Raw genomic sequence first — 25,581 nt, forward strand, 5'->3', positions numbered from 1 at the left:
TTAGCTCTCGTTTACTAACTTTGCCTCAACTAAAAATTCATAAAGCCCAGTAGCGATAAAGCGGCCATAACTATCCTGAGTGTAACTTTCACCATCATAAACCCGATCTACAACAACAAAATACATTTCACATCTTTTGGTAAGTGGAACCATCAGATTCAAACCTATGGTGTCGTTCTTTGTTTTAATTCTAATATATAGTTTGGTGTTTTTGGGTGGTCTCTTAGCGATTGATGCTTGCTCCGCACTAGTAATAGCATTAATTAATAGTTCTTTTGATTGGGTGGAATTTAATGCTGAATTTGTCACATTAATATACTCAGAATTTATCGCTTCAATTGAGACAATATCTTCAAGAGTAAGACTACTAAATTTAGCTAATTTATTTGATCCTTCTGAATTATCCAAAAAATAACCAATCCACCCATAAAAAATATAAGTGACAATTATAACAGCTAAAACATTCCTCAATAGTCAATCCTTACTTTAAAAGCTAACGCCCGTATAATGGGCGGATTAAGCTTGGCTAAAATACTGAGCGAAGCGAACAAAGCCAAGCTTTATTTACTCACTTTTTGAAGCCCTTGTTATGTACCTTTACCCATTATCTTATAGGCTATTGGGTACTCTTTTTTATACAAATCAGAACTCAATTTCATTGCTAGTGCCAGACACAACTCTTCTTTTTCAGGTTGGCTCTGTTTGTTAAACAAAATTATTAAGTTATTTGAAACTTTCTTTCCAAGATCGAACAATTGCTCTCGTTCTTTTGTCGAAATTCTATCTAAGCCAGTCATTAGGTTTGTAACAACCGCGTTATTCCTAGACATCCATGCATCAATAGCTTCAGTAACTATAGCCCCAGCTTCAGAAGCCTTTCTATTGCACATAAATTTAAAAACATCAATTTCTTTAATGTGCCCATAAACTATTCCAATCGCTTCGCCTTCATTTTCAGCATCTGATGAAGCATTTGAATAGGCATAACTTGAAATAAACAATCCAAAGAAAGTTAAAAATACTCTCATACTCTACCTAGCTACCAACTTTCCAATAATGGGCGCAGACATGTGGGGTATAATGGCGAAGCCGCCCCGCGTGTATGCGTCCCAGCGTACGAAGTGAGAGGGTTAATTGGGTTGTTATACGTTTGACTGAACAAAAAACTGCCTCATGCCAGCGCTATAGAACACATAGTACGCCCAAACAGCTATTATCACCCCACCTATTAAAACCCCAGTTAAAGAATAAAAAGTCATGAAGGCAATAATAGATGCCCAGTATAGGAAAGTTCCAACGCGGCCAGCCCAGTGTTTATTCACTGAAGCAAAGCAAATTGCTATGATTAGTATGCTAAATAACAGAAAGCTGGGCGCCATACCTGTTAACCAAAATTCTTGGTAAGTAAGGCTGCGCCCATTTAACGAATATTCTCCGTTTGGCCAAGGCCAGAAAGCAAAAAGCACAATCAGTGAGTATGTAATTGAGTTGAGCAAATGCTGAAACCGGAACAACTTTGGCATCCCTTTCGTTTCTTTGAATACTCTCATGAACTTCTTATAAATCATCCTTGATGCCTGCTCTTCGTATAACATTTTAGTATTTATGCGACACGAAGTCTGTGTTGCATAATCGCTTGTTGGACTGAGCTGCTAACTCCTCGGTGTGTCAGAGTTGGTGTTGTTTATACAATGGGAAGTTGCTTTTTGGTGGTTCTCACTTCCTGAGCTAATTTAATCAGCTTAGCTAGTATTATGTAAGCTTTCCCTGCATTGCTCGGTGCTTATTATGTACTCATTACACCTAAATTAGCCTTAAGAAGCAATTTTTATTTTTTACACATGCAGAGGCTACTATCTAACTACTCAGTTGTTCTATTTTAGGTAACTTCCGTAGTTCGTTCAAATTCGACTCTAGAGTATCTGCTCTGAATTATTTTGGGGCAAGACCAATTTGCAAAATATGCAATTTGCTAACTCGAAAAGGGGCAAAGGCGAGTTATATTTATAACTCATCACTGGACAAAACACGTTAGAGTATTTAATCAGTAACGCCCGATTAACGGGTAAAAAATTGTGGGCTAAAATTGAGCGAAGCGAATAGCCCGCAAGTTTTTATCCCTGTTTAATTGCTTGTTAGGTGCGATTTTGGTCAATATCGTTACCACAGTTATAACAATTTGAAGATGGTAAGTGATATTTGTAAAAACCTTGCATTACTTGATTTCTATTACACTTTTGGCAGGTATAACCCAAAGCTTTAATTACTAATAGAACACCAAGAACCATACTACCGATATAAAACGGGTTAACAAAGAAGTCATCAACGGTTGTATGTTGGAATTGGTAGCCTATGATGCATAAGATTAACAAAACCAAATATATTTTAAACTGAACACTACGCTTCAATTTAACCTCTCTTTCACCGGAGCACCTAACGCCGCCATAAGGGGCGATAAAATCAGTTGGTTATACTTTAGCGAGGCACGAGCGACAAACCAACTGTTTTATGTAGCGAGGCACGAGCGACAAACCAACTGTTTTATGTCCCTCGGCTTTATGGCCTTGTTATATGCCGGCTTTAAATTTGGCTTTGTTTTTAAATAAACCGAAAGCTGAACATAAAGCAATGATTACGGCTGCACTATATGATGCAATTATATAAGGCGTTCCTTGTTCTTGAATTATTCCTACGCCAACATATGGATCACTAAGAGTTGCATATGCAGCGTAAGCAAAAAACACGGTAAGTAAAATACCAAGAACTAGAAAACCTTTACGCCATACTGTTAAAAAATAAACAGGAGCGCCAAATAAAAAGCCTTGAAGCCACAACTGAGAAATTGTTGCCATCTTGTCTGATACTTCAGCGACAGCACTAAAAGAGATAAACAGTGCCGCAAATGTTAGTAGTTTATTCATAGGCATATAACGCCGCAAATAAACGGCAAAAATTAGTTGGCTAAAATTTGTGAGGTACGAACAAAGCCAACTGATTTTTGTCCGCCCTTTTTAATTTGCTTTGTTATATAACACATTAAAAGCCAATTACATTTTTAAATTTATAAGCCAACAAACAGATAATACCAACAACTAGAAAATGTAACCTGTAACTTATTAGAGAAAATGATTTACTAGCTTCAATTTTTAGATAGCTTTCTTCTGAGCTCTGTTTTAGGAAATCAACTGGTAAGAAGTCAGCAATAAACATCAGTGCACCTGCAACTGCTAGAGCTATACCGATTATTAGTAAGATTTTACTCATTTCTCCGATTCCCGAGTGTTATATAACGCCTTACTAATGGGCGCATAAATGCTTGGCTAAAATCAGCGACGAAGGAGCACAAGCCAAGCGTTTTGTGTCCTTTTGAGTAACTTGTTAGTAGCCTTTTGCAAACTGCCAAAAGTCGCGGTTACCGTAAAGCACCCAACTTAAATTTTGAGGGACTAAATAAAAATAAAGAATTTCAGTAGACTCCTGAAAATTATTAAAGTCTGCCCAGTTTAAATTGAACTCGGCATTTAGCCTGTTAGTTTTCCCAGTTGCTTTATACATGCGCTCAAAAGACTCAAAAGCAAATACTTCATCACTATTCTTATACTCAGATGTCTCTGAAAATACTTTCAGAAAGAGCTCTTTTGACATCCAGCTCCCACTGTCAGAGATTGGGTATTTTATCACTTCCCAATTAGGTGATTTAAGAGTCAGTTCCAGATCCCTGCTGACATCAATGATTGACTTTAAGTCGTCAAATTCCACCAAAGCCTCCGAGACTACTAACGCCAAGCGCACCAGAAAACACGAGTATTTTGGCCGAAGGCCAGCGAGTGGTTTTCTGAGTGACGCGCCTTGTTAGGCATCTTGTAGCTGGAACTTTTTCTTTGTATTTTCAAAAAGAATAAATCCAATAATTGTGCCGAACGGAAAGAAAGGCATTAGCAAAAAGCCGCATGTTCTTGACGCTAGCCTTCCAAATTCAGATTGAATATTACACCCGTAAGCAATTGAAAAGTGCAGTAACGGAAAAAACACATTCATTAATGGCAAGTAAAACCTCCCAGCTTCAGTAATATTATCACCAGCTAAAAAATTGGGAATTCCAAACAGAATAAGACTCAGAATTCCGAGGAAAACATGCCATTTCGTAAGGGTTTTGAAATTTGCCAAATGCCTACCTTTGTATGCCTAACATGTTTATAGCGAGCTAATCGCGCGTTTTTCTACCACAGCGTAGCTCGTTTTTCTTATTAGATTATTTCTAACAAACTTGTTAACTAATTACCAGTGTTATTAAAATTTAGGAGTTCTCGCTTTTACCTCAGGATAAAAACGAGTGATTGGTTCGCTTTCCTGACTATGCAAGCAATATACTTTGACGAAATAGAAAAGCAATTTTGAATGGCCGAAGTTCGCTCTTTTTAGTAATTCGCCTAAAAACGTCTTGGGACAGTAACGAGTCATGCTTGATGGTCAGTAATTGGCTCTTCGCGGAACTTCGGGAAAGCTGGCACTTCGGATGGTGAATTTGCTAGTTGCTGTCTCTCAATTGATGTTTAAACCTAACAATTAAACTCTCAGAATAGATATAAACCGCTTATCTAACTACTAAATAAAAGGGCAACTACTTGTTTGCTACAGTGCGTGAAGAATAAACGCCAGCCAGTATTTTTTCATTTTAAATTTTATTGTTAGCTTCGAACTCTACGACCCTAACTTTAACCACGTGATCAGAACAGCGTAATAATGGCCACGAAGCATTAAATTGAACTTCAAGAGGCTTAGTTTTCTTAATCTGTAATTCACTCCCAGTCAACCAAGTCAGCTTGAACTCAGCACTCAATTGATAAGAAGCTAAGACTCCCGTACCACAAGTGCCGTTAGCAAAATCAAGAAATACTTGAGTAACATCACCACTTACAGAACTTGTTTCAACAATATATGCCTTATGCCCAAGCGAAGAAGTTAAAACCTTAGACTTCTCCATCTTTAGCCCAGAAGGTAAAGTGTTTTTTTCACAACCCGCAAGCGCTGCAATGATGAATAGTGTGAGATACCATCTCATTAATAAACCTTTGCCCTGTAAAGGGGGTGATAATGTTTGTCTAAAATTATGAATAGTAGCGAAACCGAGCCAAGCTTTAACAGTCCCATCACTTGGTGTGTTTGTTAGCTGTACTTAGAACCAAAACTGCCATCACTTTTTTGATTTTTATATTTTATAACCTGTTGGCTCTTTTTCATTTGGGCTTCGATTATCATCGTATTCGATACCCCGATACTCACCACTATGCCCCGTTATTACTATTTTTCTTGTATCTAGCCACAATATTACTCGTTCAGCTTCTTCAGCAATGTTAGGGTAGAATTCATCAACTTTATCATTAAAACCATCTGGACAAGTTAAACCAAGACCGTAACCTAACCCAAGGTTATCCATGAAACCAAATCCTTCGCAATATAGGTCATAGCATTGCTCGATATATTTATCCACATCGTGCGGCTTAGCAATTATTTTATGGAGGATGTTGCGAATACTCCATTCATAATATTTACCCATAGAAAAATACTTTGAGAGCACTTTTTGGGCTTCATATAAACCAGCAGCCTTTTTGTAGTTTATTGAAATGATTTCGAGATAATCATCAGAGTCTAAGGTTTGTTCGAGTGTAGTTTCCGTGTACACCCAATTCTCGAAGTCATTTAATTCGATTTCTTTGGATACTAATCTATAGAAAGTTAACTCGACAGGGTGCAAACAATTCTCTCAAAAAGCTAACGCCACACTAAGCGGCAACTAAAACTTGGCTATAATTTGCAAGGAACAAGCGCGAGCCAAATGTTACGCGTCCGGTCAATTTTAAGTGCCTTGCTATATGTGCTTAAAAACTGAACCAAACCGATATATTAGTATCCATATTTGTCCGGGGTTTGGAAAATCGTTTTTACGATTTTTAAAGCTTCTTCTCTGGCCAGCTCACATTGAATAAGAATGTTCACTGCCTGATGAGTACTTTTAGATTTAATTGCTTCATCGAATGCTTCAAATTTATTGAGTGTAAAAAGCCGCTCATTTACAGTCATTCCTTTCAGCTCGTTCATTGCATCACTCCTAAACACAAATACATCGCAATATGGGGCGTATAAAGCTTGGTTAAAATTAGCGACGATGGAGTACAAGCCATGCGTTTTTTGCCCATACTCATTACGGACTGAACCAGATTTGTTGCATAGCTGATAAGAACTCTTCTGTAACAGGATAACCAGAATCATCGCCAATGACTGAATCTATGTCACAAGTTGGACAAAGAGCTGTATCCCCATCATCTGTCCAATATACGATATTTTTGTAATCGAATATATCGAGGCAATAGAAACAACCACATTTATTGCTATTTCGCAAAGAATCTCGATGATATATCGATTTTTTGTGAGCCGCTTTAGCAGCATATAGTAGTTCAATATCCATATTTTTATAATGCCTCGTTTAGGAGGTAATTATTGGCTAAAAAACGAAAGCAGTGAGTAAATCCAACTGTTTTTCGTCCATTGATTGATTTGTTAGCTATACACATTCCATTCTGTAGCTCAAAGTTAAATTAGTTATGCTATCTGAGTTTGCAATGTAACGAATAATAGCCTTTTCGCTGTACCAGTCACCAGACCATTTAAATTTGAACTCACCATCTATAGTTTCAGATTCATACGCTTCACCGTTTAGCATCAAATGTATAACGGAAGAACCGGTAGAGTTTCCATAGCCTTCTATCTTAATAGCTATAACTTTATCTCCACATGTACTCGTTAATGTAAAAGTTTGAGATTTTGTTAATTTCTTATAATTGATTGTAGAAACTTGATAATTATTACTACAAGCTATTAAACCAACCAATAAAAAATAGACTAAAACTCTCATTCGATTACACCATATAACTAGACATAATGACTCCCACACGGTGCTAGCCTTCGCATTTTCGTGGGTTAGCTTAAAGCCAGAGCCATAATTAGTTTGTCAAATAACTAAATAGCAGAGGCTAGCATGACTAAACATAACATACTTTTCATTGGCTTAGATACTCATAAAGAGTTCATTGAAGTTGCCTATATTGAAGACAATCGTGGCGCACAACCCATTCATTTCGGCAGCATTTCTTCTGCTAAAGTCGCTATTAAAAAACTTATCAGGCAATTTGAATCTAAATACCCTAATGCAACTCTGCATTTCGTTTATGAAGCTGGCCCCTGTGGATACTGGATTTATCGCTTAATTCCTTCTTTCGGACATTGTTGCTACGTGGTTGCCCCTTCGCTTATCCCTAAAAAGCCTGGCGAGCGCGTAAAAACTGACAAGCGTGATGCCCTTAAACTGGCTAAATTACTTAAGTCTGAAGACTTAACTCCTATTTATGTACCTGAGCCGGAAGACGAAGATATTCGTGATTTATCTCGTGCTCGAGAGGTTGCAATGAAAGACTTAAAAGATACCAAATACCAGCTGAAAGCACTGCTTCTTCGCAACAATATCAACTATGCAGGCACTGTAAACTGGTCTCTCAAACACTTACGATGGCTTACTGAACTAGTACTGCCGCATCCAGCACAGCAAATCGTTTTACAAGAGTTTATTCAAACTATAAATGAGCGAATTGCACGATTAGAGCGACTCGACAACGAACTGTCTCACCATGTTTATCAATGGCGATACTATCCCCTTGTTAAAGCCATTCAGGCTATGCGTGGTGTTCGCTTACTCGTGGCCGCTGGCGTTGTTGCTGAGCTTGGTGATTTAACGCGCTTCGACCATCCGCGTAAACTGATGAGCTACCTTGGCCTTGTACCAAGTGAACACTCGAGCGGGGGTAAAAAGCACATTGGCGCAATTACTAAATGCGGCAATGGCCGAGCAAGGCGCTTATTAGTCGAAGGTGCTCATAGTTACCGTCATGCTGCCAACATATCGACCGAGTTACAAAAACGACAAGAAGGTTTACCAAAACAGATTGTTGATATCGCATGGAAAGCACAATTAAGGCTCTGTAAACGTTATAAAAAGCTCATTAATAAAGGTAAGCATTACAACCTTGTTGTCACCGCCATTGCCCGTGAAATGATTGCGTATATCTGGGCAATTGCAAAACAAATTGTACTCTCTCCGATAAATCCTAAATTAAGATTATCTAGAGTACCTGCTTAATATGAACGAATTAGAGTTAATGCATTGGGTCAAGCATCGGTTGTGGCACAACCACCGACGGCGTTAGGATGGCAATGTTGCTACCGCAACATTGAACCACGAATATAGACTGTAGACAGGTGCCACGTCGAGTTAAGTAAGGTCTGCTCTGCTCATGAAAATGAGTAACCAACGAATACCAGCATGAAAACCGACGAAATTACTTGCTTCATCCTATATATTAAATGGCTCTAATTCGAGTTAAGAAATTATGGCTAAAATGTTGAGGAACGAAAACAGCCAACTGTTTTTTGTCCTTATTAATTAGCTTGTTAGCTGTACTTTACATTAAATAAATCGCCCACACCATTAATGTGAAAAAACTCAAGAGCATAACAACGCCAACAATAATTTTAATTTGAATTGCATAGGTTGCATTTAAACTAGTAAACCACTTCTCAGCCACTTGATATCTGCGATTATTATTAACAGCAAAATAAAGCAAACCGATACTAGAAAAGAAACAGATGATAATGAGTATTTTAGGAAGCTCTGAATAAAAACTAACGTTGTTAGGTTCAATGTAAATTATAAAAAATAAGCTTTGAAGAACGACGTTTAACCAAAACGCACAAGTCATTACAGGGAAAAATTTTTCCTCTGACTCATGACCTAGAATGTATTTGACAATAACATGCCATTTACACAAAACTTCCATTGAACTCCTTGTACAGCTAACGCTTCATTAAGAAGCGAGTTTAGGCTTGCTAAACTAAGTGACGAAGGAACTCGAGCAAGCCGTGACGAGTCTTTCTTTAATGACTTGTTAGCTTTTGCGGAACTCTATTTTTGAGATATAAAAGACAACCCCCGCAATAAGCCCAACAATTGAAAACAAGAACCACTGTAAAAAGCTATCCATAACCGATTAGCGTAATGGAACCATTTTCAACCAATACATTTCCATTTACAACCGAGCGCTCTAAACCAAAAGGAAAAACAAAAAAGAAGGAAACTAAACAGGCAGAAGCGACAGCAGATTTAAGCACTGTATTTAATGAGTAACCGCATCTTTTCGTAATAAATTTGTATATTGGAAATGCAGTAAATGGCACCAAAAAGAGGACAATTATTAATGACCAAACGAATATACCAATAGGCACTGTTGTAAATTTCATTTCAATAGCCATTGGCGCTAGGAAAGCCACAACCAACGAAGCCAAAATGAAACTTAATATTGTTCTCAACTCGAAACCTTATAGAAAGCTAACGCCCTTTGTTTAGGCGCTTGTTAGGGCTACTTACACGCCATACTTTAGTGAACAAACAAACTCTTGGTGTTTTACATACTTAGCATTTTTAATATTTTCTTCAGGTATAATTGTTTGCCTTAAGTCATAATTAAGCTCGCTGGTAACAATAGCAATACTATTGCTCTCAAATGACTGAGAAATTAGATAGAATTTTTCAAAGTTTGGATCGTAAGAGGTGACCGTTTGCTTAAATATTGAGTATGTGAAAGTTTTATTATTTTCACAAATAATATTAGTTTCATTTAGTTGTTGAACTTTACTTTTCCACCGCTCCTCAGTTGACTTTATAACACGTTTCAAATTATCACTTATAACGAGTAAAAATTGGTCATGATTCAGTGTTTCATTGTTTTTATAGCTCACAACTTCAGCTGTGTAGAAGTGGCTATCATAAGGCGTTTTAAACCCAACAAAAGTTGATTTTTGATCCGCATGGTTTTCCGAGTGTTCTTTCACCTGAGTGTATGTCCACTCTCCGCCTTCTTCCGTAGCTGGTGCCTTTATGGTTAACTCACCTAGCGGCGATGTATATGTTAACCCTTCCATTTTGCCATCCAATATTTTCGGTGCTGGCAGTAAGCCGCCAATTGTTCCACCAGCACATGCTGTAATAAGAGTGGACAACACAACAATACTTAAATTTTTATACATGACTTTCCTTGTAGCCCTAACGCCGCAAATTAACGGCTAAAAACAGTTGGCAAAATTTGTGAGGTACGAACAAAGCCAACTGTTTTTTGTCCGCACTTTTAATTTGCTTTGTTAGAAAGTCTGGATTCTATACTCAAGACTTTTATTTCTAAGTTGAAAAGTTACTACACGGCTATATTCGTCATAACTTACGATTTGATTCATAGTCTTACTTTTAAAATAGTCACCAATCTCACTAGCTAAAATATCTCTAGAAAATAAGACTGTGTGACTAACTGAGCTTTCCTTACATGCTGGTATGTCAGAATTACTCCTGCATCTATCATCTAAAGTTGGCATTGAAACAGAAACCGAGTAAAAGTTATTAGCTTGTTTATCAGCATCCAAATAGACTTTTGTGCTTACCTTAGCAACCATACAGCCAGAACCAATATAGTGTTTATGAGAACGGCCAGAAATTGAGCTTTGTCCAATCCTAAGGCTTTCTCCACTATCTGTCGAAATTGGAAAAGACTGGTAATACTCGTGAGCACATTGCTCCCGTTTAGAGTTCGATATTTCTGACGAAGGTAAATACCCCCAATCCCAAACAGGATCCGGCTCCTTCTTCCCACAACCAAATAAAAACAACAAAGCTAAAAGGTAACTCAAATTCTTCATAGGCTTTCTAACGCTTCACTAACGAGCGACCAGATTATGGCGTGACGGTTGCGAATGCAAGTGGCATGACATGAACTGGTTGTCTCTGTTCAGTGACTTGTTAGGAATACGACTCCACCAGACTTAAAAATTCATCTTCTAGCTTCTTGACTTTTTGTGCACTACAAACTGTGCAAATCTTCCTTTTATTTTTAGCCATAGGCAACACCATTTCACCTTTCATGCATTTTACACAAATTTCTTTTGTTTTCCGGAAAGCATAAATATCGTGGTCACAATTTGGCAAAGCTGCATAGATACGGGCATACTCGGATAATGGATAATAAATTGGAAGATCTAAATACTTTAGTTTTTTCAGTTTAGCAATTGCAGATATATCTTCGCTTTCTACCTTCAGCCTATGCAAATCTAGAAATTCAAGATTAGTTAAATGAGAGATGGCATCGATATTTGTAAGATATTGCTTTCCAAACATACCACCAGTAAATGTTAAACCGACTAAGTTATTTAGATTTTTTATTGCATTAATATCATTGATTTTCTTTAGCTCATGTAACTCCAGCCACTTCAACTTAGACAGTTTTTTTAAACTGTCCAATGTTTCCAACTGAGTGCAACTCCCGATGTATAGTCTTTCCAGTGATTTTAAGCCACCAATTTTCGACAAATCAGTAATTCCATTACCGCTCCATTTTATAAATAAAGACCTTAGTTTGGGTAAGTCTGCTACAGAATTAATTAGTTTTTGAGGTACGCGACTGTAAAACCAAATATGCTCTACATCAATTAGAGTCGGTATAACCTGAGTCCATTCATCGATTAAATTATTCTGTTTTGATTGTGATAAATTTAATTTTGTACAAGCAATACGGAGATCTGTTTGCCCTTCATATTCTGAAGGGAAATTAATCGTTTTTGGGCATTCTTTACGATGTTCCCAGGACAAAAACTGCTCAATGCTTAAATCCACGTAAGTGTTCAATCGTATTCCTAACATTTTAGTATTTATGCGACACGCAGTTTGTGTTGCATAATCGCTTGTTGGACTGAGCCGCTACCTGCTCGGTGTGTCAGAGTTGGTGTTGTTTATGCTATGGGAATTTGCTCTTTGGTGGCTCTCACTTGCCTAGCCAATTTAATCAGCTTAGCTAGTGTTATGTAAGCTTTCCCTGCATTCTCAGCGCTTTTTATGTATTCATTACACCTAAATTTGCCTTAATAAGCAATTATATTTTTACGCATATAGAGGCTGCTATCTAACTGCTCAGTCGTTCTGTTTTGGGTAACTTTCGTAGTTCGTTCAAACTCGACTCTAGAGCATCTGCTCTGAATTATTTGGGGGCAGAAGCAATGTGCAAGTTTTGCACTTTGCTCACTCGTTAATGGACAAAGAAGAGTTATATAAATAACTCGCCTCTGGAGAAAAATGAGTTTGAGCCAAACTAAGGCTCTGTATTAGAGAAAGGGCTTCGTTAAAGCGTATGTTAGCTATCAGCAAACACATATTTGCGACCTAAATAAATAAAGTGTACTGAAACAGCTATAGGTATAAGAAGCCAAATTAATTCGATATTTATACCTGACATAAATGCAAACCCAAGAATTGAGCAAAAGCCGCAGTTTATAAAGAAACGTAATTTAGTAAACGACAAAAAATATCTGCTTGGCTCAAGAATATGCATTAAAACTGAGATAAACGCGAACATGCCTAGAAAGCCTCCGATCTCAATAAGTAGCATAAGAAGTGCACCATAATAACCATCTAATATACCCATAATTGAAATGGTAATTGTGATTAATCCTAGCCCTAGTAGTATGACTAAAGGGCCGGACCCAATTATGGCTTCAACAATGATCAAGAATTTGTAAATTGGTCTCATTTGCAAGCTAACACTCTACTTAAGGGAACAAATACGCAGGCTATAATGCGGAAAGAAGCGAAGGGAGCCTGCGTGTTTGTCTCCCAACGAGCGCCAGCGAGTGACTACATTACTCTGTTATAAGCCACTTACTCAGCTCTATCTCTCAAGTTTTTTGGAATACAGCTAAGTAATTGTTCAGTACTTCGAATAGTTAAACGCTGCTTTGGGAACTCATTTAGTTGGATATTTAAATACTCAGTTTTTGAAAATGGTTTAGTCATACTCTTCAGAAAGCGCGGAGTATTCTCTGAAAATAAACCACTTTCTAATGTAACAGCCGAGATTTCTTGCCACGGAATAAACAGGTTGTTATGACCAAACTTAAAGGGAAAAAGCACTCTTAAATAAAGTCCCCTGTTATTTGCTGCAACCTTTAAGATTCCGTTGTGTCGTATTTTGCCAATATACCCACTTCCAATTCGAAAGTTTTCTTCTAGCTCTCTGTCATTATTTTTTCTGTATCTCTTAGCTAAGTTTTGCCAACCACTTTCTTTTCCTAGCCCATAACAAACTCCAAACCAACCAGCTACAAAAACAACAAAAAACCAGTTTGAAGTGAGAAAAGACGCTAATACCGTCTGAAAGTAGATCACATACTCTTGAGCTGTAGGAGGTATTTCACCTCCACTTCCAACGTAGATGAATAGAACAAAAACCAAAAAGAAAGAAACAGTTCCAATCAATCCAATAAACTTAAAAACAACCTTCATACTTTCCTTGTGGATTATAAAGCCGCAATATGGGCGTATTAAGCTTGGCTAAAATTAGTGACGAAGGAGCGTCAGCCAAGCTTTAGACGTCCCACCTATAATTGCCTTGTTAGGTGAACTTTTCGACTATTTCAATAGCTCGTTGTTTTGTAAAAACACCATTAATTTCTGGATCTGTTAATTCAGCTACGTAGTCAAAAATTCCTTCCTCTTCAAAATCAACTAAATCACATAGTTGAAGAGCATCAGCAATAAAGCATAAGTGATTTTTATTTAGTTTATCTTGAATGAACAATTCACATAGTTTCTTAATATCAGCAAAAGATATAACAATCTCTTCATCTTCAATGACATCGAGAGTAATAGAAGAACCTTTGATATCCAATTTATTTTCATAATCTGAAAATTCAGTTATAAACTCTCCTAGAAACACTTCTGGAGATATGTACTCATTTAATAATTTGGATAGCGATGACAGCTTCACCTTTACTCACCTAACAGCGTATTTGTCAATTAGTCTTTACACTCAAAACCTTTAGAGTCGACTTTGGCGACGTTGTCTTTATTGCCACACTCTTTAATTGCCATCTCTGTGTGATTGTGCTCATTGTATTGTTTAGCAATTGCGCCTAGGCTTAGCACAATTACTACAGCTATCACTATTTTTTAAATTTTAGACATTAACATTCCCTTGAAAATAAACTATTTAAATACAAACAGTTGCGCTTGCTATTTTTGATAAAACTTAATCTATCAGTGCCATCGAATTTAAATTGAAGTTATAAATAGAAAATGACTCACCTTCTTCTTTTAACGTGACGGTTATTTTTGCGTCTCCATTAGTGTATGAAGCTGGAATTAAATAAGTAACATAAGTACCAGAACCACCTCCAGTGACAGCTTTAGAGCTAACATTTATAAATTCAAATTCACCTAGTTCTTTTAATTCGCCCAACTTTGAGAATGCACGCATGATTTTAGAAATATCTTCATCTGTGGCATTTTCAATTGATGATGGGGTCATATAGTTTTTGAGAGTCTGAGGGTCCCATTGAGAGATATCTGTAATTGCTGAATTTAGGTAAGGAATAGCAGTTTCTTTGTAAGCAGAGGATTTATTCGCAGTCCAAATTGCTAAAAGTACAAATAAGCTAATTAACACTAAAAATGTTATACCAATTCCTTTAAGTATCTTTTTAACCATGATTTTTATTATTTTTCCTTGATTGAATCACTTAGAATTTATCAGCTTTAAATGTCTTATGGTAGTACCAATGTGACCCAATTTGTGTCAAAATTTTTTAAACACAAATTTTAGTTGCTTGTATCATCGCCAAAATGCACGCTCTATCGCTCTTAACCTCAACTAGCCCATACTTTGAGTAAATCCACTCAATCAGTTTTCAACTTATTTTTGCTCACCATGTATTAATGCTACTAAGCAAAAATATATCCACCGCAAACTAACTCAGAGCTAAGATTTATTTGGTACAATCAGTCTTTGATATGGCTAACAGATAGGTTTTCCTCAATGCATCCGCGAAATCGCCACTTGAATGGCTACGACTTTACTTTGCTATGCAAAGTTACTCCTGCCCTAACACCTTATATGAAGCAAACGCCAGCGGGCACTGATACCATTGATTTCACCAATGCACTAGCGGTTAAAACCCTCAACCAAGCGTTATTAAAAAGCCATTATAAAATCGATTTTTGGGATTTGCCCGACAACACCCTTTGCCCACCGGTTCCTGGCAGAGTGGATTACATTCATCACTTGGCCGATTTATTAGCAAACGATAACCAAGGTCATATTCCGACGGGTAAGCAAGTAAAAGTGCTTGATGTAGGCACGGGTGCAAATGTGATTTACCCGCTTACTGGAAATCACGAATATGGCTGGCACTTCACGGGCTCCGATATTGATGCCTTGTCTGTTAAAATTGCCAAACAAATCGTGCAATTCAACCGCCTCAAAATTAATGTTAAGCAGCAAAACAACGCCGATAAAATGTTTACAGGCGTGATATCGAATAAAGATGTTTTTCATCTAACTTTATGCAACCCACCGTTTCATGCCAGCGAGCAACAGGCCAAAGCAGGTACTGAGCGTAAATGGAAAAACCTAAACAAAGCGCCACAAAAAGCGCTTAATTTTGGTGGCCGTCAAAACGAGCTTTGGTGTGAAGGCGGTGAGCGCGAATTTATCAGTAAAATGTGTATTGAGAGCCAAGAGTTTGCAGAGCAATGTATTTGGTTTACATCGCTTGTTTCAAAGTCTGACACTTTGCCGCATATAAAAAAGTTGCTTAGTACACTTGATGTGAAAGAAGTAAGAGTTATAAAAATGGCACAAGGCCAAAAAATTAGTCGCTTTATTGCTTGGAGCTATTTTGACCAAGCCGACCGCGAAGCCATTCTTAACGAACTAGTATAAGGATAATAAGATGATCGACTTTCGTTCAGACACAGTTACAAAACCAACAGCAGCCATGCGCGCGGTCATGAATGACGCCCCAGTAGGCGACGATGTATATGGCGACGATCCAAGCGTTAATCAGCTTGAACAATATGCTGTTGAGCGCCATGGCTTTGAGAGCGCCCTTTATTGTAGCTCAGGCACGCAAGCAAACTTACTTGCATTGATGGCACATTGTGAACGTGGCGACGAATACATTTGTGGGCAACAAGCACATAACTACAAATTTGAGGGTGGCGGTGCTGCTGTATTGGGTTCTATTCAGCCTCAACCAATTGAAAATAATGCCGATGGCAGCTTAGATTTAAACAAAGTTGTGGCTGCAATTAAAGCTGATGACTTTCACTTTGCTAAAACCAAACTACTTAGCTTAGAAAACACCATTGGTGGCAAAGTTCTCCCGCTAAGTTATCTAAAAGAAGCCAGAGAGTGTGTTGATAAACATAACCTTGCTCTGCACTTAGACGGTGCCCGCGTGTATAACGCGGCGGTTAAGTTAGGTGTTGATATCACTGAGATCACTCAGTATTTTGATTCAGTGTCTATTTGCTTATCAAAAGGACTCGGTGCGCCTGTTGGCTCACTATTACTAGGTAGCAAAGCACTGATTGATAAAGCGCGCCGCTGGCGTAAAGTACTTGGTGGTGGTATGCGCCAAGCGGGTATGCTTGCAGCCGCTGGCCAGTATGCACTTGAGCATCACGTAGCAAGGCTTGCTGAGGATCACGATAACGCGGCGTATTTAGCTGAACAGTTAAACACGTTAGCTGGTTTTGATACGTCAACTTTTCAAATCGATACCAATATTGTTTACGCAAATGTTGCCGAACATATCGATTTAAAAGCAGTGGCACATGCGTTAAAAGAGCAAAACATGCTGTTTTCACCGGGTAAACCACTGCGATTAGTGACCCATTTAGGCGTCACTAAGCAAGATATTGATAGCTTTATCTCGGCATTAGCGGCCGAGATTTAACGCTTCTTTATAATGTTTGCGGCACACCGATACATATCGGTCGTTGCCGCCAATTTCTACCTGATCACCGTCTGCAATCGCATTGCCATGCTCATCAGTACGCAGTACATGGTTAGCTTTACGACCACAATGACATACTGTTTTTAACTCAATTAGTTTGTCTGCCCAGGCAAGTAGGTATTGTGAACCACTAAATAGCTCACCTCTAAAATCGTTACGTAAGCCATAACACAGCACCGGAATACCAAGCTCATCAACCACATCTGTCAATTGCATTACTTGGTCTTTTGATAAAAACTGACACTCATCAACTAAAATACAATGGCGCTTTTGCTCTGCATTTAATGATTTGATTAGCTCAAATACATCTTTATCTGCATCAAAAATATGCGCATCAGCCTGTAAACCAATACGTGAAGACACCTTGCCAACACCTGCTCTATCATCAATAGCCGCTGTTAAAATAACCGGTTCCATACCACGTTCGCGGTAGTTAAATGCAGATTGTAAAAGTGTGGTAGATTTGCCTGCATTCATTGCAGAATAATAAAAGTACAGCTGTGCCATGATGTTGCCCAAATTTTAAAGTCGCAATATGCTACCCTAATCGCGCGACAACATCATCTATTACCTTACTCTTATTACCTCAATCGTTGTCCCAGTAAAAGTGCTGTTTTATAACAAGCCTTCGTGTTTCAGTAACCACTCTTTTCTTTCAAGGCCACCTGCATAGCCTGTGAGTTTACCGTTTGCACCAATAATTCGATGGCACGGCACAATAATGCTAATCGGGTTTTTACTATTTGCAGCGCCCACTGCACGCACCGCTTTTGGGTTATTAATGGCAATTGCTATATCTTGGTAGCTTTTGCTTTGACCAAACTCAACATCCATCAGTGCACGCCAAACTTGCTTTTGAAAGTGAGTACCTTGGGTATCAAGGGGAACAGTAAAACGTGTACGCTCACCGTTAAAATATTCATTAAGCTCACTTATACAAATTAAAATAGGTGTAAGGGTGTGCTCATCAACAACCTCTGTTTGCATTGCAACCACCGGGTAAAAGCCAACGTAACTGATGCCTATTGATGTACTTTGAATGGTAATATCGCCAATGGGGCTTGGCATAATAACTTGTTGCATACTCATAATTGTTGCCATAGTTGAAAAGTTAAATAAGAGCGAAATGGCGCGCAGTGCTCGCTATTAAATTCGCTGATTCCAGCGAGGGCTTTTTTAACCCCTAAGTCGCCCGCCAATAAAATATCAGGGTGGCTTTGACCACGTAGCTTGGCGTAATTAACTGTCCACGGGCCAATACCTTTGAGCTCAAGCCAATTATCAAGCTCTTGATTATCTGGGTTTTGCTGACAATAAGCACTTAAACGCCTTAGCGCATCTTTGCGTGATTGTGGCATTTTAAAAAAATCGAGTTCAGAATTGGCAACCCATTCAGGGCTTGGAAAATAGTGGTTATTACTTTGCTGATTAAACTCACTTACAAGCTGTGTAACGAGGTTGTGAGCCGCTGTAACACTCACTTGCTGACCAAGTACCGCACGTATGCCCGCTTCATAGTCTGACCAAATTCCCGGCAAACGCAGCCCAACACAAAGCGGCATCGCGCCTTTAAGCTCTGCATGTAAATGTTGTTCAATAGTGTGCGTGTCGGCGTCTAAATCAAGCACACGACGAATGTTGTGGATCACTTGCTGTAAATAACGAGTGTTATCAATATCAATAACCACTTTAAAATGATTTTTATGCTCAACAAAATGCGCTGTGAATTGCCCTTGGCAATATTTGTCTTTAAAAGTGCGACCATAGCTCGTTGCGCTCAACCATTCTAGGCCACTAATTAAACGGCGCTGAAAAAAGTCATGGAGTGCTTGCCAGTTATAAGGCGGCCTAAATGCCAGTGTTAGAGTTAATGTTGAGGCTGGTTTTTTATCAGACTTACGTAACTTTGAAGGGGCAATATTTAACTGCTTTAAAAAAGCATCGTTAAAACGGCGAATACTATTAAAACCAGAAGCAAATGCGATATCTGCCACTGATAAATCTGTTTGTTGTAATAGCTGCTTGGCAAAATTGCATTGGTTAAATAATCGATATTGGGTGATCGAGAGTCCAAAATGTTGGTTAAACAAACGGCGTAAATAGCGGCTCGACAACCCTAGCCTGTCTGCTAAAACCTCACAGTCGTAGGCCTCACCTTTATCAATAAGTTGTTTGGCGCGTAATGCAGTGGTTTTAGTACCTAGCCATGCTGGGCTATTCGGTGCACTATCTGGGCGGCAGCGAATACATGGCCGAAAACCATCTTGCGCAGCTAAGTGCGCATATTGGTAATATTCAACGTTCTTTTCTTGTGCCGTTGGTGCAGGGCAAATGGGTCTGCAATAAATGCCAGTACTTTTCACCGCCACAAAGAACACCCCGTCAAAGCGTGGGTCGCGGCTTTGCCTTGCTGTTTGCCATTGTTGGCTAGTCATAATTATTCTCGTTACACGCTAATACCGTTAGCTTAACTGAATATTATTTTTTGACTAGCCAGTTTCGGACCTTAACTATTTAAACAGCTATTTAACTGCGGCTAAATATCGGCTCTCAACTTCCGGCCAATTGATCACTTCGTAAAATGCAGCAATATATTCAGGGCGACGATTTTGATACTTCAAGTAATACGCATGCTCCCACACATCAAGCCCTAAAATAGGCGTGTGATTTTGCATCAGTGGGCTATCTTGATTGAGGCTACTTTCAACGACCAATTGATTATTTTCATCAACACATAACCAAGCCCAGCCACTGCCAAAGCGGCTTACCGCGGCATTAGTAAATTGCTCTTTAAATGCGTCAAAGCTACCAAATGTATCAACTATTGCAGTGTTTAACTCTGCACTAGGCGTACCACCGCCATTAGGAGACATAACTTGCCAAAATAATGAGTGATTATGATGGCCACCCACATGCTCTTGCACTGCTTTTTGTAAAGACTCAGGCATTGATGAAATAGTGCGTAGTAGTGTTTCCGCATCTTGTTCAGAGTAATGACTGCCCTCTAGTGCAGCATTCGCTTTATTGATATAGGTTTGATGATGCAAGGTGTGATGTATTTCCATGGTTTTCGCATCAATGTGCGGTTCAAGTGCATCATAGTCATAAGCTAAATCGGGTAATGTAAAAGGCATACTGATTCCTTATCGTTAATGTAATAACTGCGTTTTGTGGGGATGGTCAGCTAATAGCTGATTAATACGGTTAATGAGTGTCGGAAATGCCGATGCCATGCTGGCAAGCTTAACCAGCTCATAATAGGTTTTATGATGGTGGTGCAGCACCAAGGTGCGAACTTGCTGCTCTGGATGATTTAAAAGCACGCTTAATCGTTGATGAGCATGGCAAAGCCAGGTGCAGGCTTTATCGGGTTTTTGCATGACTTTAAAAGTGTCGGCAAGATTCAAAGTGGCAACAACAAATGCTGCAATACAATGCTCTAACGAGCGAGTTACCGACTGGTTGATTGGGATACTAGAAAATTGCGCTAGAAGTGTTTCGGCACAGCTACTCGCAACCGTGTAATGATCACGCGCAGTTATAAGCTCGCCAGATTCAAATGCTAAGTTGCCTTGATAAATTGCACTTTGCCAAGGGGCCAGCGCGTCATCAATGCTGTTCGATGTTAACGGTGTGTGGCGTGTTGTTTGAGTCATAAAAATCACCTGCACTTATACCAATCATTCTATGTGTATTTAAACTACACACAGAAAAGACCAAATGCAAATGATTTTTATTTATATTACTATTTACTAACTTTGAGCCATAGCAACATTACTTATTGATGCGCAAAGTCGATAAGCTCTTGGCCTATTAGGCGGTAAATAATCCATTCGTTTTGCGGTTTAGCACCAATGCTGTCGTAAAAATCAATGGCTGGTTTATTCCAATCAAGTACCACCCACTCAAAACGACCACAGTCTTTTTCGAGTGCTTGCTTAGCAAGATATTGCATAATTTGCTTACCAGCGCCTTTACCACGGCTGTCAGCACTGACGTAAAGATCTTCTAAATACAAACCATTTTTACCAAGCCAGGTTGAGTAATTATAAAAATACACAGCAAAACCAATTGGTGTGTCGCCCTCTAAACAAATAACACTATGCGCCGTTGCACCTTCACTGAACAACGTTTTTAAAATAGCTTGCTCGTCTGTTTTAACTGCGTCGGGTTCTTTTTCGTAGATAGCAAGTTCGGTAATAAAATGTAGGATTGTTGCAGCATCACTCGCGACTGCCTGACGAATTGTAATTGCGTTACTCACTCTGTATTCCTTTTTTACATCATTATTGTAACGCCCAGTTTATAAGGGCTTAAGCATGGTGTAAACGCCCTTTACAGAAATACACGGCATTAAGAAGGGGCTACTAAAAGTTAGCCCCATTATGCTTTATTTACTCATCGACTTATAAAGTACCGGAAGTACAAATAAAGTTAAGAAGGTTGCACTGACCAAGCCGCCAACAATAACCGTTGCAAGGGGCTTTTGTATTTCGGCGCCTATTCCTGTGCTTAGGAGCATTGGAATTAGTCCAAGCATTGAAGTAAGCGCGGTCATCAGTACGGGTCTTAGCCGTGAAACAGCGCCTTCAAATACTGCTTTATCTTTGCTATCTCCTGCACTAATCCTTTGATTAATGCTTTCGACCATCACCACACCATTCAATACCGCAACCCCAAATAGTGTGATAAACCCTACTGAACTGGGTACAGATAAGTATTGTCCTGACACATACAATGCAATCACCCCACCAATCACTGCCAAAGGAACATTGACAAGAATCAGCACCACTTGCGATAGGTTACTAAAAGCAAAATAAAGTAATAACGCAATCAGTAACAAGGCTACAGGCACTACTATCATCAGCCGCTGCTGTGCCCGTTGTTGGTTTTCGAACTGCCCGCCAATCGCCACACTGTAACCACTAGGTAGCTGCATTTTATCGGCAATGGTAGCGCGAATATCGGCAACTACAGAGCCCATATCTCGCCCCTGCACATTCGCTTGAATAACTACACGCCTTTGAACATCATCGCGACGAACTTGCGGCGCGCCAGACCCAATTTGTACATCAGCTACATCCCCCACCCTTACAATGGCACCCGTGGGAGTTTGCAATCTAAGATCAGCAATCACATTTGGGTTTTGCCGAAAGCTTTTTGCTATACGCACATAAATATCATAGCGCTCATTAGCATCGATGATTTGCCCTGCAGATTGCCCGCCAATACCGTTCTGAACTATATCCATTAAATCAGCCACCGATAAACCAAAACGCGACAGCGCCAAACGGTTAGGTTTAACTATCAGCTGTGCTTCGCCGCCTATTTGCTCCATCGCGACATCTTTAGCGCCAGGTATTTGCTGAACTAACTGCTCAATTTGTTGGCCTTTTTCAGTTAAAACGGCTAAGTCACTACCGAATAACTTAATGGCCAATTGCGCTTTAACACCGGATAAAAGCTCATCTACTCGGGTTGCTATAGGTTGTGAAAAGTTAAACAAAAGCCCCGGAAATTGCTCAACCTTAGCTTCCATTAGCTGCTGTAATTCGACCCGCGTTTTCGCGTTTACCCATTGCTCGTGTGGCTTTAGGCCTAAATAGATCTCAATGTTGTTAACTGGTTCAGGATCTCCCCCGACTTCAGCCCTACCGATTCGGCTCAGCGCATATTCTACCTCACTAAATTCAAGCAACATGGCTTCAAGCTTAGGCGCCACTGAGATTGCCGTATCGAGACTTGCTGATGGAGCAAGTGTCACACGTAGGTTAATAGTGCCTTCTTCAAGCTCTGGCACAAATTCCGTACCCAGCCTAGGTAGCATAACGGCCGCTACAATCAGTAATAACCCTGCTATAGCTAAAACGCTACGCTTAGCCTGCAATGCTTTTTGTAAAGCTCGTTGATAAAGCATATCGATAGGTTTTAATAAAATACTTTGTTTTACTGTCACGCCCTTAGCAAATAAGTACACACACAGAGCTGGCACTACAACCAAGGCAACGATCACAGCACTAATAATTGCCAACATGATGCTCACTGCCATTGGCTGAAATAACTTAGCCTCAACGCCTTCAAAGCTAAACAACGGTAAAAATACCGTTAGAATGATCAAAGAGGCAAAAAAGATAGGCCGTGCCACTTCTTTTGCAGCAATAGCCACCAGCTGCGCAGAAGGCTTATGTTGATTATGCTTAAGCCCTAAGTGCCTAAATACATTCTCAACCATCACAACTGAGCCATCTACCAGCATACCAATGGCAACAGCAATCCCACCCAACGACATTAAGTTTGCCGACAAGCCAAGCCATGCCATTACACTCAGTGCTAAGCCAATCGAAATAGGGATCGACAACAACACCAAAAATGTTGCTCTTAAATCCAACAAAAATAGCGCTAATACAATGATAATAAATACAAAAGCTAGAAGCAGTGCATCAATAACCGTTTGCACCGCTTGGCTAATAAGCTCTGCTTGGTCGTAAATGGCTTTAAATTCAACCCCTTTTGGCAGTGCTTGATTTATCATCTCGATACGCGCGTTAATGCCATCAATCGTTTGCTTGGTATTAGCGCCCATTCTTTTCAGCACGATACCTGTTACAACTTCACCACGATTGACTATTTCGCCTTGATCATTGCGTTTAGATAAAGTGACAGCACCTTGGCGAATTTCACTACCAAGCTCAACAGTTGCAACATCAGCCACTTTAACGACTGTACCATCAATGGTTTTGATAGGTGTTTGCGCAATCTCAGCAAGCCCTTTTTCGCCTGGGGTAAACCAACCTGTACCACGAATAACAAGCTGCTCTTGACCACGGTTCATGTACCAGCCACCCACATTACTGTTGTTAGCATCTAGTGCGTTACTAACATCTTGCTGTGTTAAGTCATAAGCAAGTAACTTATTGGGGTTTATGTTCACTTGATACTGCTTTACCTCACCGCCAAATGACAGAATATCGGTAACACCATCAATAGGTAATATAAGTAATTTAACCACCCAATCATTTAAGCTACGCAGTGCCATGCTATCTATGTTGGCATCAGGTTTTGCTTCAAGTAAATACTGATAGACTTGTCCAAGCCCTGATGTATTAGGGCCCATGGTTGGCATACCAACACCAGCTGGGATCAACTCTTTAGCAGACTGCAAACGTTCAAAAACCAGTTGCCTAGCAAAGTAAATATCGACGCCTTCTTTAAACACCACAGTGACGCCCGATAACCCTGTTTTAGAAATAGAGCGTACCTGCTCTACATCGGGCAGCGCATACATAACTGCTTCTATCGGGTATGTGATCAGTTGCTCTACTTCTTCAGCCGCAAGCCCTGGTGCTTCGGTATTCACCGCCACTTGCACATTCGTCACATCAGGAAAAGCATCTAAATTAAGTTTTGGGATCATAAATGCACTCACTGCAATCGCTGCAAGTAAGGCCAATACCACCAGTAGACGGTTCTTTATCACCGCCTCAATTAATAAATTAAACATGCGTCACCTCTAGTGGTTATGCGGATCAAATCCGCCTTTAGCTAGCTGCGATGCAATAAAAAAAGCACCTTGGGTGACAACTTCAAGCCCGGCTTTAATACCTAACACTTCGCGATAATCACCAAAACTTCTGCCAAGGGTTACTTCTTGGGCAGCAAAGCCGCCATCGTCATCAACAACAAACAATTGCCAGTCACCATCTGTACTGCGTGTTAATGCATTTTCTGGTACGGCGAGTACCACTTGATCGGTTTCAAAATGAAAATACACATCCGCAAACATGCCTGGGTGCAAACTATGCTGCGTGTTTTTTACCTCGAGCCTAACGGTTCGTGAGCGTGTTTGTTCATCAATGGTATGTGCTTCTTGAATAACCCTTGCTTGATAGCGATTACCGTTAACTTCTAACAGCGCCGTAGAGCCATTACTGATAGTACGGTCTTGATTAGCTGAAAGCTGAGCAGCAACCCAAAGTGAAGATTCATCGGCTATTAGCATTAGCTCGATCCCCGAATCAACTCGCTGACCTTGAGCAAAGTTATCGGTTAAAACAGCTCCCGATGTTTGTGCAAACAAGGTATATTCACCGAGTTTTTCTGGGCTTATGGTGAGTGTTTGTGCAATAGCTTGTTTTGATAAACCAAAGGCAACTAAACGGCTATAAGCCACTTCATACTCGGCTTTGGCAGTTAAGATTTGCTTTTCGCTGACTGTGCCCGGGGTCATTTTAGTAACGCGTTGCCACTCGGCTTCTGCTAATCTAAATTCAGTTTGCTGGCTGGCCACTTCGCCACTAAATAAAGTAACTAAAGAGTCTCCTTTATTTACATGCTGCCCTAATAAGGCATGGCGTTTTACAACGATAGAATCAACACGCGGTGACACCACATAACTGGCATAGCCATTAGCTTTAATTTCGCCCGGTGCATACAAGGTTTGCTTGTGTTTTTTCAGTACAAGGCGCTCAACCTTGATATTAGCGAGTTGCTGTTGCTGCTCAGTTAAACTGACTTCATTAGCATGTTCAGCTTGCTCATTTTCTTGGTGGTTATGCGCTTGTTCTGTCGCATAAATATTTGTCACAATCATATAGCATACGCACAGCAATGCGTAACGCATAAAATTTCTTAAATACATAT

At 39.6% G+C, this 25,581-nt stretch carries 31 protein-coding genes; 3 read left to right on the forward strand and 28 right to left on the reverse strand.

Translation table 11 applies throughout. The features are described from left to right. The 11 genes from AADY36_RS19045 to AADY36_RS19095 all read right to left on the reverse strand — a co-directional run bounded on the left by AADY36_RS19045 (position 1) and on the right by AADY36_RS19095 (position 6,913). On the reverse strand, positions 1 to 408 hold the full coding sequence (locus AADY36_RS19045) for a hypothetical protein (protein ID WP_342409490.1): 408 nt from the start codon (positions 406 to 408) through the stop codon (positions 1 to 3). Positions 409 to 587: 179 nt separating this feature from the next. Next, the gene (locus tag AADY36_RS19050; protein WP_342409491.1) at positions 588 to 1,028 is read right to left on the reverse strand and encodes a hypothetical protein; all 441 of its coding nucleotides are present in this window, start codon (positions 1,026 to 1,028) and stop codon (positions 588 to 590) included. 114 nt (positions 1,029 to 1,142) lie between these two features. Further along, positions 1,143 to 1,595, reverse strand: a complete 453-nt coding sequence (locus AADY36_RS19055; RefSeq protein WP_342409492.1) for a hypothetical protein — start codon at positions 1,593 to 1,595, stop codon at positions 1,143 to 1,145. A 972-nt stretch (positions 1,596 to 2,567) separates the two neighbouring features. Next, positions 2,568 to 2,921, reverse strand: coding sequence for a hypothetical protein (locus tag AADY36_RS19060; protein ID WP_342409493.1), 354 nt, complete (start codon positions 2,919 to 2,921; stop codon positions 2,568 to 2,570). 115 nt (positions 2,922 to 3,036) lie between these two features. After that, on the reverse strand, positions 3,037 to 3,264 hold the full coding sequence (locus tag AADY36_RS19065; RefSeq protein ID WP_285221199.1) for a hypothetical protein: 228 nt from the start codon (positions 3,262 to 3,264) through the stop codon (positions 3,037 to 3,039). 114 nt (positions 3,265 to 3,378) lie between these two features. Further along, positions 3,379 to 3,759: a hypothetical protein gene (locus AADY36_RS19070; RefSeq protein WP_342409494.1), complete on the reverse strand. Its 381-nt coding sequence runs from the start codon at positions 3,757 to 3,759 to the stop codon at positions 3,379 to 3,381. Between the two features lie 916 nt (positions 3,760 to 4,675). After that, on the reverse strand, positions 4,676 to 5,062 hold the full coding sequence (locus AADY36_RS19075; RefSeq protein WP_342409495.1) for a hypothetical protein: 387 nt from the start codon (positions 5,060 to 5,062) through the stop codon (positions 4,676 to 4,678). A gap of 147 nt (positions 5,063 to 5,209) precedes the next feature. After that, entirely contained in the window at positions 5,210 to 5,683 is a 474-nt protein-coding gene (locus AADY36_RS19080) for a hypothetical protein (protein ID WP_342409496.1), read from the reverse strand. Between the two features lie 221 nt (positions 5,684 to 5,904). Then, positions 5,905 to 6,099 (reverse strand): hypothetical protein, encoded by a 195-nt coding sequence (locus AADY36_RS19085; RefSeq protein ID WP_058584875.1) that lies wholly within the window; start codon positions 6,097 to 6,099, stop codon positions 5,905 to 5,907. A 103-nt stretch (positions 6,100 to 6,202) separates the two neighbouring features. Beyond that, positions 6,203 to 6,466 (reverse strand): cytoplasmic protein, encoded by a 264-nt coding sequence (locus tag AADY36_RS19090; RefSeq protein WP_342409497.1) that lies wholly within the window; start codon positions 6,464 to 6,466, stop codon positions 6,203 to 6,205. 96 nt (positions 6,467 to 6,562) lie between these two features. Beyond that, positions 6,563 to 6,913: a hypothetical protein gene (locus tag AADY36_RS19095; protein ID WP_342409498.1), complete on the reverse strand. Its 351-nt coding sequence runs from the start codon at positions 6,911 to 6,913 to the stop codon at positions 6,563 to 6,565. Positions 6,914 to 7,036: 123 nt separating this feature from the next. On the opposite strand from AADY36_RS19095, the gene AADY36_RS19100 reads away from it, so the two are divergent. Further along, a complete protein-coding gene (locus AADY36_RS19100) occupies positions 7,037 to 8,191 on the forward strand; it encodes an IS110 family transposase (RefSeq protein ID WP_342409499.1) in 1,155 nt (384 codons plus the stop codon). Positions 8,192 to 8,513: 322 nt separating this feature from the next. Here AADY36_RS19100 and AADY36_RS19105 read toward each other — a convergent pair whose 3' ends face one another. From AADY36_RS19105 to AADY36_RS19145, 9 genes are all read right to left on the reverse strand, one after another. Further along, positions 8,514 to 8,888 (reverse strand): hypothetical protein, encoded by a 375-nt coding sequence (locus tag AADY36_RS19105; RefSeq protein ID WP_342409500.1) that lies wholly within the window; start codon positions 8,886 to 8,888, stop codon positions 8,514 to 8,516. A 196-nt stretch (positions 8,889 to 9,084) separates the two neighbouring features. Then, a complete protein-coding gene (locus tag AADY36_RS19110; protein ID WP_342409501.1) occupies positions 9,085 to 9,417 on the reverse strand; it encodes a hypothetical protein in 333 nt (110 codons plus the stop codon). 54 nt (positions 9,418 to 9,471) lie between these two features. Next, on the reverse strand, positions 9,472 to 10,134 hold the full coding sequence (locus AADY36_RS19115; RefSeq protein WP_342409502.1) for a hypothetical protein: 663 nt from the start codon (positions 10,132 to 10,134) through the stop codon (positions 9,472 to 9,474). A gap of 111 nt (positions 10,135 to 10,245) precedes the next feature. Then, positions 10,246 to 10,794, reverse strand: a complete 549-nt coding sequence (locus AADY36_RS19120) for a hypothetical protein (protein WP_342409503.1) — start codon at positions 10,792 to 10,794, stop codon at positions 10,246 to 10,248. A 100-nt stretch (positions 10,795 to 10,894) separates the two neighbouring features. Beyond that, positions 10,895 to 11,764, reverse strand: a complete 870-nt coding sequence (locus AADY36_RS19125; RefSeq protein ID WP_342409504.1) for a leucine-rich repeat domain-containing protein — start codon at positions 11,762 to 11,764, stop codon at positions 10,895 to 10,897. A 1,038-nt stretch (positions 11,765 to 12,802) separates the two neighbouring features. Beyond that, the gene (locus AADY36_RS19130) at positions 12,803 to 13,426 is read right to left on the reverse strand and encodes a hypothetical protein (protein ID WP_342409505.1); all 624 of its coding nucleotides are present in this window, start codon (positions 13,424 to 13,426) and stop codon (positions 12,803 to 12,805) included. Between the two features lie 109 nt (positions 13,427 to 13,535). Continuing rightward, complete coding sequence (locus AADY36_RS19135; protein WP_342409506.1) at positions 13,536 to 13,910, reverse strand: hypothetical protein; 375 nt, start codon at positions 13,908 to 13,910, stop codon at positions 13,536 to 13,538. 29 nt (positions 13,911 to 13,939) lie between these two features. Next, positions 13,940 to 14,086: a hypothetical protein gene (locus AADY36_RS19140; RefSeq protein ID WP_285221217.1), complete on the reverse strand. Its 147-nt coding sequence runs from the start codon at positions 14,084 to 14,086 to the stop codon at positions 13,940 to 13,942. 85 nt (positions 14,087 to 14,171) lie between these two features. Next, the gene (locus AADY36_RS19145) at positions 14,172 to 14,630 is read right to left on the reverse strand and encodes a hypothetical protein (RefSeq protein WP_054563847.1); all 459 of its coding nucleotides are present in this window, start codon (positions 14,628 to 14,630) and stop codon (positions 14,172 to 14,174) included. Positions 14,631 to 14,957: 327 nt separating this feature from the next. Between AADY36_RS19145 and rlmF the strand changes: the two genes are divergently transcribed. Then, entirely contained in the window at positions 14,958 to 15,863 is a 906-nt protein-coding gene (gene rlmF, locus AADY36_RS19150) for a 23S rRNA (adenine(1618)-N(6))-methyltransferase RlmF (protein ID WP_342409507.1), read from the forward strand. 10 nt (positions 15,864 to 15,873) lie between these two features. Next, positions 15,874 to 16,881 (forward strand): low-specificity L-threonine aldolase, encoded by a 1,008-nt coding sequence (ltaE, locus tag AADY36_RS19155; RefSeq protein WP_342409508.1) that lies wholly within the window; start codon positions 15,874 to 15,876, stop codon positions 16,879 to 16,881. Here ltaE and AADY36_RS19160 read toward each other — a convergent pair. From AADY36_RS19160 to AADY36_RS19195, 8 genes are all read right to left on the reverse strand, one after another. Continuing rightward, entirely contained in the window at positions 16,864 to 17,448 is a 585-nt protein-coding gene (locus AADY36_RS19160; protein WP_054563844.1) for a thymidine kinase, read from the reverse strand. The two genes, ltaE and AADY36_RS19160, sit on opposite strands and share 18 nt — an antisense overlap. 108 nt (positions 17,449 to 17,556) lie before the next feature. Beyond that, on the reverse strand, positions 17,557 to 18,024 hold the full coding sequence (locus AADY36_RS19165) for a methylated-DNA--[protein]-cysteine S-methyltransferase (RefSeq protein ID WP_342409658.1): 468 nt from the start codon (positions 18,022 to 18,024) through the stop codon (positions 17,557 to 17,559). A 2-nt stretch (positions 18,025 to 18,026) separates the two neighbouring features. After that, positions 18,027 to 19,376, reverse strand: a complete 1,350-nt coding sequence (locus AADY36_RS19170; RefSeq protein WP_342409509.1) for a DNA-3-methyladenine glycosylase 2 family protein — start codon at positions 19,374 to 19,376, stop codon at positions 18,027 to 18,029. 87 nt (positions 19,377 to 19,463) lie between these two features. After that, the gene (locus AADY36_RS19175; RefSeq protein ID WP_285221221.1) at positions 19,464 to 20,075 is read right to left on the reverse strand and encodes a superoxide dismutase; all 612 of its coding nucleotides are present in this window, start codon (positions 20,073 to 20,075) and stop codon (positions 19,464 to 19,466) included. 15 nt (positions 20,076 to 20,090) lie between these two features. After that, the gene (locus AADY36_RS19180) at positions 20,091 to 20,597 is read right to left on the reverse strand and encodes a hypothetical protein (protein WP_342409510.1); all 507 of its coding nucleotides are present in this window, start codon (positions 20,595 to 20,597) and stop codon (positions 20,091 to 20,093) included. 122 nt (positions 20,598 to 20,719) lie between these two features. Then, positions 20,720 to 21,205 carry a GNAT family N-acetyltransferase gene (locus AADY36_RS19185; protein WP_342409511.1) on the reverse strand — a complete coding sequence of 162 codons (486 nt, stop codon included), beginning with the start codon at positions 21,203 to 21,205 and terminating at the stop codon, positions 20,720 to 20,722. A gap of 126 nt (positions 21,206 to 21,331) precedes the next feature. Next, positions 21,332 to 24,442: an efflux RND transporter permease subunit gene (locus tag AADY36_RS19190; RefSeq protein WP_342409512.1), complete on the reverse strand. Its 3,111-nt coding sequence runs from the start codon at positions 24,440 to 24,442 to the stop codon at positions 21,332 to 21,334. A 9-nt stretch (positions 24,443 to 24,451) separates the two neighbouring features. Beyond that, positions 24,452 to 25,531: an efflux RND transporter periplasmic adaptor subunit gene (locus AADY36_RS19195; protein WP_342409513.1), complete on the reverse strand. Its 1,080-nt coding sequence runs from the start codon at positions 25,529 to 25,531 to the stop codon at positions 24,452 to 24,454. Positions 25,532 to 25,581 lie beyond the last annotated feature (50 nt).

The organism is Pseudoalteromonas sp. D15MCD-2, from assembly GCF_038562745.1.
In the GTDB taxonomy this organism is placed as follows: domain Bacteria; phylum Pseudomonadota; class Gammaproteobacteria; order Enterobacterales; family Alteromonadaceae; genus Pseudoalteromonas.